Raw genomic sequence first — 16186 nt, 5'->3', positions numbered from 1 at the left:
CCGCGCACCTCGTCCCGCAGTGCGTCGACCCCGGGCGCCGCCGAGCCGGGCAGCACCGGCCCGGCGTACCGGTCGACGGCCTGGAGGCGCGCCCCGCGGTCGAGCGCGGACAGCACGCCGTCGACGTCGGTGCGAAGACCCGACAGGCGGTACGGCCGCGACGCGAGGGTCACGCCCGGGGCGGCTGCGGTGAGCACGCGACGGAGGCGCACGATCTCGGCGCGCAACGTGACGAGGGCGCCGGCGTCGCCGTAGACCGCGTGGGCGAGGTCCTCCGCGGCGAGCCCCGACGGGTTGGCGGCGAGCACCGCCAGGATCTCGGAGTGGCGCGCCGACAGCCGGACGGCACGGTCGCCGAGGTGGAGCGTGGCGATGTCCGTGCCGAGCAGGTGCAGCTCCGCGTCCGGGGTCCGGACCGCCGCGCCGCGTCGTGCGGGCCGGAGTTCGGCGAGGGCGATCTCCGCCTGCGCGGCGGCGACCGTGGCGGTGAGGAGTGGCAGGGTGTGCCGTTCGACCGCGCGGTCGTCTCCGGTGACGTCGAGCACGCCGACGACCGTCCCGGCACCGTCGTGCACCGGGACGGCGCTGCACGACCACGGCTTCACGGCGTTGGCGTAGTGCTCCTCGGAGCGGATCTGGACGGGACGGTCGATCCGCAGCGCGGTGCCCGGGGCGCTCGTGCCGACGCGGTCCTCGGCCCAGTCGGCCCCGGGGACGAAGCCCATGTCCTCCGCCGCGCGGCGGGCGCTCCGGGCGCCGTCCACCCAGACGAGGCGTCCGTGGGCGTCGCCGACCGCCACGACGCAGTCGGCGGAGCGGGTCTCGTCGAGGAGCAGGCGGCGCACCACGGGCAGCAGGACCGCGAGCGGGCCGTGGCGGCGCGCGTCGTCGAGCTGGTCGTGGTCGAGGGCGAGCGCGGGCAGGCCGTCCGGGTCGACGCGGGCGGAGCGCTGCCACGACTCGGCGACGAGCGGGCGGAGCGTCCGGGGTGCGCCCATGCATCCTCCGTCCGGGTCCGCCCGCCGCGTCGGTGCGCCGGGTGGGGTCAGCCTACGTCCGCGGGCCGACGGGGACCAGGCTCTGCACGCACGAGGCCGAGGTCCGCGAGCTCTGCCTCGTCGAACATCCGGGACCTGGTGAGGAACCGCTTGCCCTCCGGGACCTCCAGGGAGAAGCCGGCGCCACGGCCGTCGACCACGTCGATAGTGAGGTGGGTGTACTTCCAGTACTCGAACTGCGACTTCGACATGTAGACCTCGACGGGGTCGATCCCCTCGACGTCGAGCGTCCCGAGGAGCACGTCGCCGGGGCCGGTCATGAACATTCCGACGGGGTAGCACATCGGGCTCGAGCCGTCGCAGCAGCCGCCCGACTGGTGGAACATGAGCGGGCCGTGCCGGGCGGCGAGGGAGCGCAGGAGCTCCCCCGCCGCCGGCGTCACCGCCACGCGTGCGGTGCGGGGCCCGCCGTCGTGCAGGGCGTCGGGCATCAGAAGAAGCCCATCGGACCCTCGGCGTAGGACACGAGGAGGTTCTTCGTCTGCTGGTAGTGCTCGAGCATCATCTTGTGGTTCTCGCGCCCGATGCCGGACTGCTTGTACCCGCCGAACGCCGCCCCCGCCGGGTACTGGTGGTAGGTGTTCTCCCAGACGCGGCCGGCCTGGATGTCGCGGCCGGCGCGGTAGAGCGTCGTCGCCTCCCGGCTCCAGACGCCGGCACCGAGGCCGTACAGCGTGTCGTTGGCGATCGAGATGGCCTCGTCGTAGCCGCTGAAGCTCGTGAGCGCGAGGACGGGGCCGAAGATCTCCTCCTGGAAGATCCGCATCGAGTTGTCGCCCTCGAACACCGTCGGTGTGACGTAGTACCCGCCGGAGAGGTCGCCGCCCAGATCGGCCCGCTCGCCGCCCGTCAGGAGCTTCGCGCCCTCCTGCTTGCCGATGTCGATGTAGCTCAGGATCTTCTCGAGCTGGTCGTTGGACGCCTGCGCGCCGATCATCGTGGAGAGGTCCAGCGGGTGGCCCTGCTTCACCGCGCGGACCCGGTCGAGGCCGTCGGCGACGAAGCCGTCGTAGATCTCCTCCGCGACGAGCGCCCGGGACGGGCACGTGCAGACCTCGCCCTGGTTGAGGTTGAAGAACGCGAAGCCCTCGAGCGCCTTGTCGTAGAACGCGTCCTTCTCCTGCGCGACGTCCGCGAAGAACAGGTTCGGGCTCTTGCCGCCGAGTTCGAGCGTCACCGGGATGAGGTTCTGCGACGCGTACTGCATGATCAGCCGGCCCGTGGTCGTCTCCCCCGTGAAGGCCACCTTGCGGATGTCCGGGTGCTGCGCGAGCGGTGCGCCGACCTCGATGCCGAAGCCGTTCACGACGTTGAGGACGCCGGCGGGCAGCAGGTCCCGGATGAGGTCGATCAGCACGTGGATGGACGCCGGCGTCTGCTCGGCGGGCTTGAGGACGACGCAGTTGCCCGCGGCGAGGGCCGGCGCGAGCTTCCACACCGCCATGAGGATCGGGAAGTTCCACGGGATGATCTGCCCCACCACGCCGAGGGGCTCGTGGAAGTGGTAGGCGACGGTGTCGTGGTCGATCTCGCCCGTCGACCCCTCCTGCGCGCGGATCGCTCCCGCGAAGTAGCGGAAGTGGTCGATCGCGAGCGGGATGTCCGCGCCGAGGGTCTCGCGGACGGGCTTGCCGTTCTCCCACGTCTCGGCGACCGCGAGCGCCTCGAGGTTCTGCTCCATCCGGTCCGCGATCCTGTTGAGGATGCCGGCTCGTTCGGCGACGCTCGTGCGACCCCAGGCCGGGAACGCCTTCCAGGCCGCCTCGACCGCACGGTCGACGTCCGTCGAGTCGCCGCGGGCGATCTCGGTGAAGACCTTCCCGGTGACCGGGGTCGGGTTCTCGAAGTACTGGCCGCCGGCGGGTGGGACGTACTCGCCGCCGATGTAGTGGTCGTACCGGGACCGGTACGAGACGAGGGAGCCCTCCTCGCCCGGTGCGGCGTAGGTGGTGGGCGACGGTGCGATGGTCATGGTGGACACCTTTCGACGACTCTGTCGGGGCGCGCTGGGTCCGCGCCTGCCCGCACGCTACGGCGACGGAGGTTGCATCCGGTTGCACGAACCGGCGGGGGCCCAGCGAGGTACCGTCGAGACGAGCAGTTCCGACAGGGAGGAGTGCTCGTGGACTCTCGTGCCGTCCGCACGTTCCGAGTGTTCGTGATCGTCACCGCGGTCGTCGCGATCGCGCTCGGCGTCGTCGCCATCGTCTGGCCCCGGCCGTCGCTCGTCGTCGTCGCGCTGCTGTTCGGCGTGTACCTCGTCGTCGCCGGGGCACTCCGGGTGTTCGCGGCCGTCCGGGGGCACGGCACGCCGCCGGTGTGGCGGTGGACGTCGGGCGTCGTCGGCGGCCTCGTCGGGGTCGCCGGCCTCGTCACCCTGCTCGACCCGGCCGTGCCGCTCCTCGTCTACGCCGTGCTCGCCGGGGTCGGGTTCATCGTCGAGGGGATCGCGTCGCTCGTCGGCGGGTTCGTCGGGCACCCGGGCTCGTCCCGCGTCCCGACGATCGTCAGCGGTGTGCTGTCCGTGCTGGGCGGCGTGATCGTCCTCGTCGCACCCGGACTCGCCCTGACGGTGTTCATGGTGTTCTCCGGCATCGCGCTCATCGTCGTCGGTGCCGCGGCCCTGCTGCTGCTCCCACCCCGAGCGGCCGTCCGCCGGTAGGCGCTGCCGGTCCGGCACCGTGCGCGGGTCGGGTCGCGACGCACGATCGGGCCGCTAGGCGCTGCCCGTGCCGAACAAGAGTCCCAGCCCGTAGGTGACGGCGGCGGCACCGAACCCGATCGCCAGCTGCCGGAGCGCCCGACGCAGCGGAGACGCGCCGCTGAGCACACCGACCACCGCGCCGGTACCGAGCAGCGCGATCCCGACCAGGACGGCCGCGACGCCGATCGCCGCCCAGCCCTCGAGCCCGAACAGGTACGGCAGCACGGGGATGATCGCCCCGGAGGCGAAGAAGCAGAAGCTCGAGATCGCCGCGCTCATGCCGTTGCCGATCGCCTCGTGGTCGTCGACCGGCGCCGTGCCCGTGACCGCCGTGCCGCCGAGCACCTCGTCGGCGTGCGCCTGCGCCTCGGTCTCGCTCATCCCGCGCGCCCGGTACACCAGGGCGAGCTCGTTCGCGTCGACGTCGAGGTCCGCCACCGCACGGCCCGCCTCGGGATGGGGTGCTGACGCGGTGAGCAGCTCACGCTGCGACCGGACCGACACGTACTCCCCCGCTCCCATCGACAGCGCGCCGGCGAGCAGCCCCGCGATGCCGCTGAGGAGCACGAAGTGCCGGTCCGCCCCGGACGCGCTCACCCCGATGATGAGCGCGAGGTTCGACACGAGACCGTCGTTGGCGCCGAACACCGCTGCCCGGAACGTACCCGACAGGCGCATCCGTCCGCGGTTCGCGAGCCCGCGGACGACCTCGCCGTGGATCCGCTCGTCCGCCGCCATGCTCGCGGTCGCGTCGACGTCGTCGGCGTACGGCGAACGGTCCTCCGCACGCTGCATGAGCGCGAGGACGAACACCGAACCGAACCGCTTCGCCAGAGCGGCGAGCACCCGGGTGCGCAGGCTCCCCCGCTGCGGCCGCCCGACGTCGTCGCCGAGGAGGTCGAGCCAGTGCTGCTCGTGCCGCCCCTCGGCCTCGGCCAGGGCGGACAGGATCTCGCGCTCCTCGCCGTCGCGCCGGGCCGCGAGGTTCCGGTAGACGGCCGCTTCCGCACGCTCGTCGGCCAGGTAGCGGCGCCAGCGGCGCACGTCGACGCGCGGTGCGGTGGGTCGGGACTGGAGGCTCACACCAGCCATCCTGCCGCGTCCCGCCGACGTCGGGACCGGTCCGGGGCAGGAAACGCGACAGGGCGCGGACCGGCGGCCGACGACGCTGCTGCGCCGTGCCTCCAGTCCGCGCCCCGTCGGACGTCGGACGCTGCCGTCAGTCGCGCACGTAGGCCGGCGCGGCCTCGGCGTGGGCGTCACCGACGCGGTGCACGCGGAGGTCGTTCGTCGACCCCTCGATGCCGGGAGGGGAACCCGCGGTGACGATGACCCGATCGCCGGGGGCGGCGAGCCCGTTGCCGAGGAGGACGTCGTCCACCTGCGAGAAGAGCGCGTCGGTGTGGGTCTTGCGCTCCACGAGGAACGAGCGGACGCCCCACGTGAGCGCCATCCGCCGACGGGTCGCCTCGTTCGGGGTGAACGCGATGATCGGCAGGCCGTGCCGCAGACGCGACATGCGGCGGGCCGAGTCACCGGACTCGGTGAACACGCAGAGGTACGAGGCCTCGGTGAACTCGGCGATCTCGACCGCGGCGAGCGTGATCGCACCGCCGAGGGTGCGCGGCTTCGTGCCGAGCGGCGCGATGCGCTCGAGGCCGTGGTCCTCGGTCGACTCGACGATCCGGGCCATCGTGCGGACCGTCTGCACCGGGTACTCGCCGACGCTGGTCTCGCCGGACAGCATGACCGCGTCGGCACCGTCCAGGACGGCGTTCGCGACGTCGGAGGTCTCGGCGCGGGTCGGGATCGGCGACGAGATCATCGACTCGAGCATCTGCGTCGCGACGATGACGGGCTTCGCCATGCGGCGGGCGAGCTCGACGGCGCGCTTCTGCACGATCGGGACGGCCTCGAGCGGGAGCTCGACGCCGAGGTCGCCGCGGGCGACCATGATGCTGTCGAACGCGTCGATGATCTCCTCGAGCGCGTCGACGGCCTGCGGCTTCTCGATCTTCGCGATGACGGGGAGGCGCTTGCCCTCCTCGTCCATGATCTCGTGGGCGCGGTCGACGTCGGCGGCGTTGCGCACGAACGACAGCGCGATGAGGTCGGCGCCCTGGCGGATTGCCCAGCGGAGGTCCGCCTCGTCCTTCTCGCTCAGCGCGGGGACGTTGACGGCGACGCCGGGCAGGTTGATGCCCTTGTTGTTCGAGACCGTGCCGGCGACGACGACCTCGGTGCGGACACGCACGCCGTCCGTGTCGAGCACCCGGAGCCGTACCCGGCCGTCGTCGATGAGCAGCGGGTCGCCGGGCTTGACGTCGTGCGGAAGCCCCTTGAAGGTCGTGCCGCAGATCTCCTTCGAGCCGGGGACGTCCTCGGTGGTGATGGTGAACACGTCACCGACGGCGAGGTCGTGCGGGCCGTCGGCGAACTTCGCGAGGCGGATCTTCGGACCCTGCAGGTCGACGAGGATCGCGACCGGCTTGCCAAGCTCCTCGGCGGCGCGACGGACGTTCTCGTAGTTGGCCTCGTGGACGCTGTAGTCACCGTGGCTGAGGTTGAGGCGGGCGACGTCGACGCCCGCTTCGATGATCTCCTTGACGGTCTCGTACTCCGACGTTGCCGGACCGAGCGTCGAAACGATCTTTGCGCGTCTCAATGGATTCCTTCGTGGTGGTGGATGGTGCTTGGGTTTCCGCGCTGTGGGGCCGCGCGGAACGAAGCGAGGCCACCAGCACCCTATCGAGTGCTGGTGGCCCCTCGCTCACGAGTGGGTGAGCATTGCGTGCGCGTCCACCGTCAGATGGAGATCGCGCGGTCGGTGGCCTTGACCGGTGCCGGGAGGATCGTCGAACCCTCGAGGTACTCGTCGACCTTCGCAGCCGCGGCACGGCCCTCGGCGATCGCCCACACGATGAGCGACTGCCCACGTCCCGCGTCGCCGGCGACGAAGACGCCCGGCTCGTTGGTCGTGTAGTCGGCCTGACGCGACACGGCGCCGGACACCGTGACCGGCAGGCCGAGCTGCGGCTCGAGCGTGTCCGTCTCCGGGCCGGTGAAGCCCATGGCGATGAGGACGAGGTCCGCGGGGATCTCGCGCTCGGTGCCGGCCTTCGGGACGCGGCGGCCGTCGAGGTACTCGGTCTCGGCGACCCGGAGGGCGCGGACCTCGCCGGCGGCGTTCGCGAGGAACTCGACGGTGGACGCCAGGTAGTGACGCTCACCCCCTTCCTCGTGGGCACTCGTGACCTCGAACACGGTGGGGAACATCGGCCACGGCTGCTCGCTCGGACGCTCCAGCGGCGGCTGCTTGCCGATCGCCAGGTTCGTCACGCTCAGCGCGCCCTGCCGGTGGGCGGTGCCGATGCAGTCCGCACCGGTGTCGCCGCCGCCGATCACGACGACGTGCTTGCCCTCGGCGGTGACCTGGTTGTCGACCCGGGTGCCGGCGTTCGCCCTGTTCTGCTGGACGAGGTAGTCCATCGCGAAGTGCACGCCCTCGAGATCGCGCCCCGGGATCGGCAGGTCGCGGGGCACCGTGGCGCCCGTCGCGACGACGACCGCGTCGTACCGCGACTTCAGGTCGTCCCAGGTGATGTCGCGGCCGATCTCGACACCGGCACGGAAGCGGGTGCCCTCGGCCTGCATCTGGGCGAGGCGCGCGTCGATCTGGCGCTTCTCCATCTTGAAGTCCGGGATGCCGTAGCGCAGCAGTCCGCCGATGCGGTCGTCGCGTTCGTACACCGCGACCGTGTGCCCGGCGCGGGTCAGCTGCTGCGCGGCCGCGAGCCCGGCGGGGCCGGAACCGACCACGGCGACGGTCTTGCCGGTGAGGCGCTCCGGCGGGTGCGGCGTGACCCAGCCGTTCTGGTAGGCCTCGTCGATGATCGAGACCTCGACCTGCTTGATCGTCACGGGCGGCTGGTTGATGCCGAGCACGCACGAGGCCTCGCACGGTGCCGGGCAGAGCCGTCCGGTGAACTCCGGGAAGTTGTTCGTCGCGTGCAGCCGCTCGATCGCCTGGCGGCCCTCGCCGCGCCACGTCAGGTCGTTCCACTCCGGGATGAGGTTCCCGAGCGGGCAGCCCTGGTGGCAGAACGGCACACCACAGTCCATGCAGCGGCCGGCCTGGCGCTTGAGCGCGCCGGACTCCTGCTGCTCGTAGACCTCTTTCCAGTCCATGAGCCGCACGGGCACGGGTCGACGGGCCGGGAGCTCGCGCTCCTGGACCTTGAGGAAGCCCTTCGGGTCAGCCACCGGTCACCTCCAAGATGCGGTTCCAGACGACGTCGCCGTCGGGGTCGAGCCCCTCGTCGACCGCCTGCTGTCGGGTTTCGAGCACCGCCGCGTAGTCGCGCGGCAGCACCTTCACGAAGTCGCTCAGGTCACCGGACTCGAGCAGCTCGGCCGCGAGCGTCGACCCGGTCTCGGCCGCGTGTCGGGCGAGCAGGTCGTTCACGATCTCGACGTCGGCGCTGTCGAGCGCCTCGAGCCGGAGTTCGCCGGACGCGAGCGAGTCGGTGTTCACGTGCTCGTCGCGCAGCCCCCGCACGTACGCCGTGCCACCGGACATGCCGGCGCCGAGGTTCCGGCCGGTCTCGCCCAGGATGAGCGCGAGGCCACCGGTCATGTACTCGAGCGCGTGGTCGCCCACACCCTCGACCACCGCGGTGGCGCCGGAGTTGCGCACGAGGAACCGCTCGCCCACGATGCCGCGGATGAACATGCTGCCCTGGGTCGCGCCGTAGCCGATGACGTTGCCGGCGATGACGTTCTGCGACGGGTCGAAGCCGGAGCCCGCGTCGGGTCGCACGACGATCTCGCCGCCCGACAGGCCCTTGCCGACGTAGTCGTTGCTGTCACCGATGAGCCGCAGCGTGACGCCGGCCGGCAGGAACGCACCGAGGGACTGACCGGCCGAACCCCGCAGGGTGACGTCGATCGACCCGGACGGCAGCCCGTTCTCACCGTGACGGAGCGTCACCTCGTGCCCGAGCATCGTGCCGACCGCGCGTTCCGTGTTCCGGATCGGCAGGTCGAGCGCGATCGTGCCGCCGTGCTCGAGGACGTCCGAGGTCTGCTGGATGAGTTGCACGTCGAAGTGCTGCTCCAGCTCGTGGTCCTGGTCGCGGTGGTGTCGACGGGGCTCGTCCGCCTCGAAGCGCGGACCCTTGAGGACCGGCTCGAGGTCGAGGCCCGAGGCCTTCCAGTGCTCGACCGCGCGGTCGACGTCGAGGGTCTCGGCGTGGCCGATCGCCTCTTCGAGGCTGCGGAACCCGAGCTCTGCGAGGAGCTCGCGCACTTCCTGCGCGATGAACTCGAAGAAGTTCACGACGAACTCGGGCTTGCCGCTGAAGCGCTTGCGGAGCTCCGGGTTCTGCGTCGCGACGCCCACCGGGCACGTGTCGAGGTGGCAGACGCGCATCAGGATGCAGCCCTCGACCACGAGCGGCGCGGTGGCGAAGCCGTACTCCTCGGCGCCGAGCAGCGCGGCGACGACGACGTCCCGGCCGGTCTTCATCTGCCCGTCGACCTGGACGACCACACGGTCGCGCATGCCGTTCAGCATGAGCGTCTGCTGCGTCTCGGCGAGGCCGATCTCCCACGGGGTCCCGGCGTGCTTGAGCGAGTTGAGCGGTGACGCCCCCGTCCCGCCGTCGTGCCCGGACACGAGCACCACGTCGGCGAGGGCCTTCGTCACGCCGGCGGCCACGGCCCCGATGCCCGACTGGCTCACGAGCTTCACGTGGACGCGGGCGGACGGGTTCGCCCGCTTCACGTCGAAGATGAGCTGCTTGAGGTCCTCGATCGAGTAGATGTCGTGGTGGGGCGGCGGCGAGATGAGGCCGACGCCCGCGGTCGCGTGCCGCGTGCGGGCGACCCACGGGTACACCTTCGTCGGGGGCAGCTGCCCGCCCTCGCCCGGCTTCGCGCCCTGCGCCATCTTCAGCTGGATGTCGGTCGCGTGCGTGAGGTACATGCTCGTGACGCCGAAGCGCCCGGACGCGACCTGCTTGATCGCGCTGCGCCGCTCCGGGTCGAGCAGACGGTCGACGTCCTCGCCGCCCTCACCCGTGTTCGACCGGCCGCCGAGGCGGTTCATCGCGATCGCGAGGGTCTCGTGCGCTTCCTTCGAGATGGAACCGTAGGACATCGCGCCCGTGTTGAACCGCTTGACGATCGACTCGATCGGCTCGACCTCGTCGAGCGGCACCGGCTTGCGGGCACCGTTCTTGAAGCGGAACAGGCCACGGAGCGTCATGAGCTGCTCGGACTGGTCGTCGACCGCCCGCGAGTACTCGCGGAAGATGTCGTACCGGCGCGCACGCGTGGCGTGCTGCAGCCGGAAGACCGTGTCCGGGTTGAAGAGGTGGGGCGGCCCTTCGCGGCGCCACTGGTACTCGCCACCGGTCTGGAGCCGCTCGTGGGAGAGCACCGCGCCGTCCTGCGGGTACGCCTGGGCGTGCCGCTCGGCGTTCTCCTTCGCGATCACCTCGATGCCGACGCCGCCGAGGATCGACGACGTGCCCGTGAAGTACCGGTCGACGAACTCCTGGCTGAGGCCGACGGCCTCGAACGCCTGGGCCCCCGCGTAGCTCGACACGGTCGAGATGCCCATCTTCGACATGATCTTCAGGACACCCTTGCCGAGCGCCTTGATCACGTTCTTGACGGCCTGCTCCGGGGTGATCCCGCTGATCATCCCCTGGCGGACCAGGATCTCGCAGGTCTCCATCGCCAGGTACGGGTTGATCGCGGACGCGCCGTACCCGATGAGCGTCGCGACGTGGTGGACCTCGCGTACGTCGCCGGCCTCGACGATCAGACCGACCTTCATGCGCTGCTCGGTGCGGATCAGGTGGTGGTGCACGGCCGCCAGGAGCAGGAGGCTCGGGACCGGCGCCTGCTCGGCGTTGCCGTCACGGTCGGACAGGACGATGAACTGCTTGCCGGACTCGATCGCGGCGTCGACCTCGTCGCACACGGCCGTGATGCGCTTCTGCATCGCCTTCTTGCCGGCGTCGACGCGGTACAGGCCCTTGATCGTCACCGTGAGGTGCCGGCCGGACTCCGTCTCGAAGTGCTGGATCTTCGCGAGCTCGTCGTTGTCGATCACCGGGAAGTCCAGCGTGATCTGCTTCGCGTGCTCGGGGCCCGCGGTGAGGAGGTTGCGCTCCGGCCCGAGTCCCATGCCCATCGAGGTGATGACCTGCTCGCGGATCGAGTCGAGCGGCGGGTTCGTCACCTGCGCGAACTGCTGCGTGAAGTAGTCGAAGAGCAGCCGCGGACGCTGGGACAGCACGGCGATCGGCGTGTCCGAACCCATCGCACCGAGGGGCTCCGCGCCGGTCTGCGCCATCGGACGCAGCAGGATGCGGACCTCTTCCTCGGTGTACCCGAACGCGCGCTGGCGTCGGGTCACGGAGGCCGGGGTGTGCACGATGTGCTCGCGGTCGGGGAGGTCGGCGAGGTTGATGCGGCCCTCGTCGAGCCACTCGCCCCAGGGGCCGGACGCGGCGAGCTCGCGCTTGACCTCGTCGTCCTCGATGATGCGGCCGGCCTCGGTGTCCACGAGGAACATCCGTCCCGGACGCAGCCGACCCTTGCGCACGACCTTCTCGGCGGGCACGTCGATGACACCGGTCTCGGACCCCATCACGATGAGGCCGTCGTCGGTCACGAGGAACCGCCCCGGGCGGAGGCCGTTGCGGTCGAGGGTGGCACCGACGAGCGAGCCGTCGGTGAACGTGATGGCGGCGGGGCCGTCCCACGGCTCCATGAGCATCGAGTGGTACTCGTAGAACGCCCGGAGCTCGGGGTCCATCGCGGTCTGGTTCTCCCACGCCTCGGGCACCATCATCGACACCGCGTGCGGCAGCGACCGGCCGGTGAGGGTCAGGAGCTCGAGGACCTCGTCGAACGAGGCGGAGTCGCTCGCACCGGGGCTGACGATGGGCAGCAGCGGCGCCATGTCGCCGAGGAGCTCGCTGTGCAGCTGCGACTGCCGCGCCCGCATCCAGTTGCGGTTGCCGCGGACGGTGTTGATCTCGCCGTTGTGCGCGAGCGTGCGGAACGGCTGCGCGAGCGGCCACGACGGGAACGTGTTGGTGGAGTAGCGCGAGTGCACGATCGCGAGCTTCGACGCGAAGCGCTCGTCGCTGAGGTCCGGGTAGAACGGCTCGAGCTGCAGCGTCGTGACCATGCCCTTGTAGACCATGGTCCGGCTCGACAGCGACATGAAGTAGACCTCGCTGTCGTGCTCGGCACGCTTGCGGAGCCGGAAGGCCTGGCGGTCGAGGGCGATCCCGCTCCAGGACGCACCGTGCACGTCGTGCCGGATCGAGGCGACGAACAGCTGCTCGAACGCCGGCATCGCCGCACGCGCGAGGGTGCCGAGCACCTCGGGTCGGACCGGCACCTCGCGCCAGCCGAGGACCCGCAGGCCCTCTTCACGCGCGAGTCGCTCGACGGCGCCCTTCACGGCGTGACGGTCGTCCTCGTCGACGGGCAGGTAGGCGGTGCCGACCGCGTACTCCCCCGCTGCCGGCAGCTCGAACGGCACCTCGGACCGGAAGAACTCGTCCGGCACCTGGCACAGGATGCCCGCGCCGTCGCCGGTGCCGGCGTCGGAACCGACGGCACCGCGGTGCTCGAGGTTGCGCAGTGCACCGAGGGCGGCGTCGACGATGTCGTGCCCGGCCGTGCCGCGGAGCGTCGCGACCATCGCCAGGCCGCAGGCGTCCTTCTCGTTCGCCGGGTCGTACATGCCGGCGGCGTCCGGGATCGCGGAGAAGCGTCGGTGCGGCGGCCGGAGTGCCGCCGGGGACTGGGGTGGCTGGAGCGCCATGGGGGAACCGTCCTCACGAGGAAGTGGAACAGGGACAGCGGTGGCCCGGTGGTGCGTTCCGCCCGGACGGGCGGGACTGGTGCCCGTGCCCGCCGGCAGTGAGTTGCCCTGACGGCGTGCGAGGTGTCGGAGCCGCTTGTGGCGGGTCCAGAGGTGCTGCTGCTGGCACTCGTGACCGATTCGGCATCGGTCACGCAGGAGGGGTGCTTCCTAGGCGCGGCCAGTCGCGGTGGCGACCGGATCGGGGTCCGTGACCGTCGCCGGAGCGACGTCGTCGGTCTCCGACCAGGTGTCGTCCGAGTCTACATCGGACTTCGCGCGGGGCTCGCGACCCGGCAGGTACGGGCTCGGCTCCTTGCCGACGTGCCGCTTCGACTGCACGAGGAAGATGATGACGCCGAGCAGTATCGCGGCGAAGGCGGCCCAGACGTTCGTGCGGATGCCGAAGAACGTCTCGCTCGTGTCGACGCGGATCGACTCGAGGAAGGAGCGGCCGAGGCCGTACCAGATGAGGTACAGCGCCAGGACGCGGCCCCACTGGAGCCGGAACTTGCGGTCGAGGAGCAGGATCACGACGACGCCGAGGACGTTCCAGATGATCTCGTAGAGGAACGTCGGGTGGAACAGCGTGCCCTCGGGCAGGCCCTTCGGGAACGCAGCGTTCGACGACTCGATCTGCAGGCCCCACGGCAGGCTGGTCGGCATGCCGAAGAGCTCGTGGTTGAAGTAGTTGCCGAGCCGCCCGAACGCCTGGGCGAGCAGGACGCCCGGAGCGACGGCGTCGACGAAGGCGGTGAAGCGGAGACCGACCTGACGGCAACCGATGTACGCCCCCACGGAACCGAGGATGAGGGCGCCGAAGATGGCGAGCCCGCCCTCCCAGATGTAGAGGAAGGACAGCGGGTCTCGACCCGGACCGAAGTAGTCGCTGACGTGCGTGAACACGTGGAAGAGCCGGCCGCCGATGATGCCCGCCGGGACCGCCCAGATCGCGATGTCGATGATGATCCAGCGTTCGACGCCGCGCGCGTTGAGACGGCGGTTGGCCAGCACGACCGCGGCGACGATCCCGAGCAGGATGCAGATCGCGTACGCGTGGATGCGGAAGTCGAGCGGCAGCGACCAGCCGAACACGTCGCGCAGCCAGGCCGTGAGGTCGAAGTACTGCCAGGCGGTGCTCGGGCTCGGGATGCTCAGGAGGGGCATGGAGGTGCTGTCGCCTTTCGGTGCTGGCTGGGCGCGGTGCCGACGTGTCGTCGGCCCCGCTCACTGTAGCGCGGGACGCGGTCGCGTCAGGAACCGAGGGACCGGTCCTGTGGAAACTGTGACCCAGGGGTCGGACCGGAGGCGCCGTGCCGGCGAGCCGACAGGCCCACCGGCACCGGGCCTCCGGCCAGGCGATCCGTCAGCGGCGCTGCGCGCCTGTGGTGAGGTCGGCCGCCCTGTCGGCGACGCCCCGGACACCGAGGTCGGCCAGGGCCCGCACGAAGGCGGACCCGATGATCGCGCCGTCGGCGTACTCGAGCACCTCGGCGACCTGCTCGGCGGTCGAGATCCCGAGCCCGACGCACGTCCGCTCGACGCCCGCGTCGCGCAGTCGGGACACGACGGTGCGTGCCGCGGCGTCGACGCCCGCACGCGCACCCGTGACCCCCATGGTGGACACGGCGTAGACGAACCCGCGGCTCGCCTCGACCGCCTGCCGCATGCGGACGTCCGTCGAGGACGGCGCGGCGAGGAACACGCGGTCGAGGCCGGTGCGCTCCGACGCGGCGATCCACTCGGCGCCCTCGTCCGGGATGAGGTCCGGAGTGATGAGCCCGGCAGCACCCGCGGCGACGAGGTCGTCAGCGAACCGGTCGACGCCGTAGCGGAGCACCGGGTTCCAGTACGTCATCACGAGCACGGGCACGTTCGCCCGCTCGGTGATCTGGTGCACGGCGTCGAACACCTGCGCGACGCGGAAGCCGTTCGCCAGGCTCTCCTCAGCCGCGCGCTGGATGACCGGACCGTCCATGACCGGGTCGGAGTAGGGCAGCCCGAGCTCGATGACGTCGACGCCGTTCTCGGCGAGGGCCACCGCGGCGTCGACGCTCGTCTGCACGTCCGGGTAGCCGGCGGGCAGGTAGCCGACGACGGCGCCCGCGCGCTCGGCGTTGGCGGTGTCGATGGTCGTCGCGACCGTCCGGTTCGCGCTCGTCTGGTCGTGGGTCACAGCTGCACCGCGTTCTCGTCGAGGATGCCGAAGTAGCGACTGGCGGACGCGACGTCCTTGTCACCACGGCCGGACAGGGACACGAGCACGACGCCCTCGGGGCCGAGCTCCTTGCCGAGCTTGATCGCCCCGGCGAGGGCGTGCGACGACTCGATCGCCGGCAGGATGCCCTCGGTGCGACTCAGCAGGCGGAACGCCTCCATCGCCTCGGCATCGGTGATCGGCTCGTACTTCGCGCGCCCGATCGACGCCAGGTACGCGTGCTCCGGCCCGACGCTCGGGTAGTCGAGGCCCGCGGAGATGCTGTGGCTCTCGATGGTCTGGCCGTCCTCGTCCTGCATGAGGTACGACTTGGTGCCCTGGAGCACGCCCTCACGCCCGAGGGTGATGCTCGCGGCGTGCCGGCCGGTCTCGACACCGTCTCCGCCGGCCTCGAAGCCGTGCAGCGAGACGGACTCGTCGTCGAGGAACGCCTCGAAGATGCCCATCGCGTTCGAGCCGCCGCCGACGCACGCGGCGACGGCGTCCGGCAGGCGGCCGACACGGTCGAGCACCTGCTGGCGCGCTTCTTCGCCGATGACCTTGTGGAACTCCCGCACCATCTCGGGGAACGGGTGCGGGCCGGCCACCGTGCCGAGCAGGTAGTGCGTCGAGTCGACGTTGGCGACCCAGTCGCGCAGCGCGTCGTTGATGGCGTCCTTCAGCGTGCGGGAACCGGTCTCGACCGGGATCACCTCGGCGCCGAGCAGCCGCATCCGCGCGACGTTGAGCGCCTGGCGCTCGGTGTCGACCGCACCCATGTACACGACGCAGTCCATGCCGAAGAGCGCCGCCGCGGTGGCCGTCGCGACGCCGTGCTGGCCGGCACCGGTCTCGGCGATGAGGCGGGTCTTGCCGAGCCGCTTCGCCACGAGCGCCTGCCCGAGCACGTTGTTGATCTTGTGCGAGCCGGTGTGGTTGAGGTCCTCGCGCTTGAGGATGATCCGGGCGCCGCCCGCGTGCTTGGCGAACCGGGGCACCTCGGTGATGATCGACGGCCGACCGGTGTAGTCGCGCTGCAGCGTGTCCAGTTCCTGCCGGAAGGCGGGGTCCGCCCAGGCCTCCCGGAAGGCCGCTTCGAGTTCGTCGAGTGCGAGGACCAGCGACTCGGGGACGAAGCGTCCGCCGAAGTCGCCGAAGTACGGTCCGTGCAGGTCACGGAGTGAGGTCACGATGGGTCTCCCGGGACGAGCCCGGCGAACCGGGCGGGACGAGCCCGGCGGACCGGGCGGGATGCCCGGCGGACCGGGCGGGATGCCCGGCGGACCGGGCGGGACGCCCGGCGGACCGGGCGGGACGCCCGGCGGACCGGGCGG

General features: G+C 71.3%; 11 protein-coding genes. 1 reads left to right on the top strand and 10 read right to left on the bottom strand.

Annotated elements, in window-relative coordinates; all coding sequences use genetic code 11:
* The 3 genes from HP507_RS00205 to exaC form a co-directional block, all read right to left on the bottom strand.
* The coding region (locus tag HP507_RS00205) for a GAF domain-containing protein (protein WP_175349892.1) at nt 1-998 on the bottom strand (998 nt) is incomplete at its 3' end.
* A gap of 47 nt (nt 999-1045) precedes the next feature.
* On the bottom strand, nt 1046-1489 hold the full coding sequence (locus tag HP507_RS00200) for a DUF779 domain-containing protein (protein WP_175349891.1): 444 nt from the start codon (nt 1487-1489) through the stop codon (nt 1046-1048).
* On the bottom strand, nt 1489-3030 hold the full coding sequence (exaC, locus tag HP507_RS00195; protein ID WP_175349890.1) for an acetaldehyde dehydrogenase ExaC: 1542 nt from the start codon (nt 3028-3030) through the stop codon (nt 1489-1491). The genes HP507_RS00200 and exaC overlap by 1 nt, the downstream gene beginning before the upstream one ends.
* Before the next feature lie 150 nt (nt 3031-3180).
* Between exaC and HP507_RS00190 the strand changes: the two genes are divergently transcribed.
* The gene (locus HP507_RS00190) at nt 3181-3720 is read left to right on the top strand and encodes an HdeD family acid-resistance protein (protein WP_175349889.1); all 540 of its coding nucleotides are present in this window, start codon (nt 3181-3183) and stop codon (nt 3718-3720) included.
* A 54-nt stretch (nt 3721-3774) separates the two neighbouring features.
* Here the strand turns inward: HP507_RS00190 and HP507_RS00185 are convergent, their stop codons facing one another.
* The 7 genes from HP507_RS00185 to trpB form a co-directional block, all read right to left on the bottom strand.
* Nucleotides 3775-4854 (bottom strand): VIT1/CCC1 transporter family protein, encoded by a 1080-nt coding sequence (locus tag HP507_RS00185; protein WP_175349888.1) that lies wholly within the window; start codon nt 4852-4854, stop codon nt 3775-3777.
* Nucleotides 4855-4981: 127 nt separating this feature from the next.
* Nucleotides 4982-6427, bottom strand: a complete 1446-nt coding sequence (gene pyk / locus HP507_RS00180; RefSeq protein ID WP_175349887.1) for a pyruvate kinase — start codon at nt 6425-6427, stop codon at nt 4982-4984.
* A gap of 140 nt (nt 6428-6567) precedes the next feature.
* On the bottom strand, nt 6568-8025 hold the full coding sequence (locus HP507_RS00175) for a glutamate synthase subunit beta (RefSeq protein ID WP_175349886.1): 1458 nt from the start codon (nt 8023-8025) through the stop codon (nt 6568-6570).
* Nucleotides 8018-12535, bottom strand: a complete 4518-nt coding sequence (gene gltB, locus HP507_RS00170; protein WP_175349893.1) for a glutamate synthase large subunit — start codon at nt 12533-12535, stop codon at nt 8018-8020. Before gltB ends, HP507_RS00175 begins: the two co-directional genes overlap by 8 nt.
* Before the next feature lie 291 nt (nt 12536-12826).
* On the bottom strand, nt 12827-13822 hold the full coding sequence (gene lgt / locus HP507_RS00165; protein WP_175349885.1) for a prolipoprotein diacylglyceryl transferase: 996 nt from the start codon (nt 13820-13822) through the stop codon (nt 12827-12829).
* 199 nt (nt 13823-14021) lie between these two features.
* Nucleotides 14022-14831: a tryptophan synthase subunit alpha gene (gene trpA, locus HP507_RS00160; protein ID WP_175349884.1), complete on the bottom strand. Its 810-nt coding sequence runs from the start codon at nt 14829-14831 to the stop codon at nt 14022-14024.
* The gene (trpB, locus tag HP507_RS00155; RefSeq protein ID WP_175349883.1) at nt 14828-16042 is read right to left on the bottom strand and encodes a tryptophan synthase subunit beta; all 1215 of its coding nucleotides are present in this window, start codon (nt 16040-16042) and stop codon (nt 14828-14830) included. Before trpB ends, trpA begins: the two co-directional genes overlap by 4 nt.
* Nucleotides 16043-16186 lie beyond the last annotated feature (144 nt).

This window comes from Curtobacterium pusillum, from assembly GCF_013359865.1.
GTDB classification, from domain to species: domain Bacteria; phylum Actinomycetota; class Actinomycetes; order Actinomycetales; family Microbacteriaceae; genus Curtobacterium; species Curtobacterium pusillum.
This window is presented reverse-complemented; position numbering and strand designations above follow the sequence as displayed.

What these genes read in the sequence shown, in the direction of transcription:
- lgt (WP_175349885.1), bottom strand. Translation starts at nt 13,822, where the DNA reads ATGCCCCTCCTGAGCATCCCGAGCCCGAGCACCGCCTGGCAGTACTTC.
- HP507_RS00200 (WP_175349891.1), bottom strand. Translation starts at nt 1,489, where the DNA reads ATGCCCGACGCCCTGCACGACGGCGGGCCCCGCACCGCACGCGTGGCG.
- HP507_RS00185 (WP_175349888.1), bottom strand. Translation starts at nt 4,854, where the DNA reads ATGGCTGGTGTGAGCCTCCAGTCCCGACCCACCGCACCGCGCGTCGAC.
- exaC (WP_175349890.1), bottom strand. Translation starts at nt 3,030, where the DNA reads ATGACCATCGCACCGTCGCCCACCACCTACGCCGCACCGGGCGAGGAG.
- gltB (WP_175349893.1), bottom strand. Translation starts at nt 12,535, where the DNA reads ATGTACGACCCGGCGAACGAGAAGGACGCCTGCGGCCTGGCGATGGTC.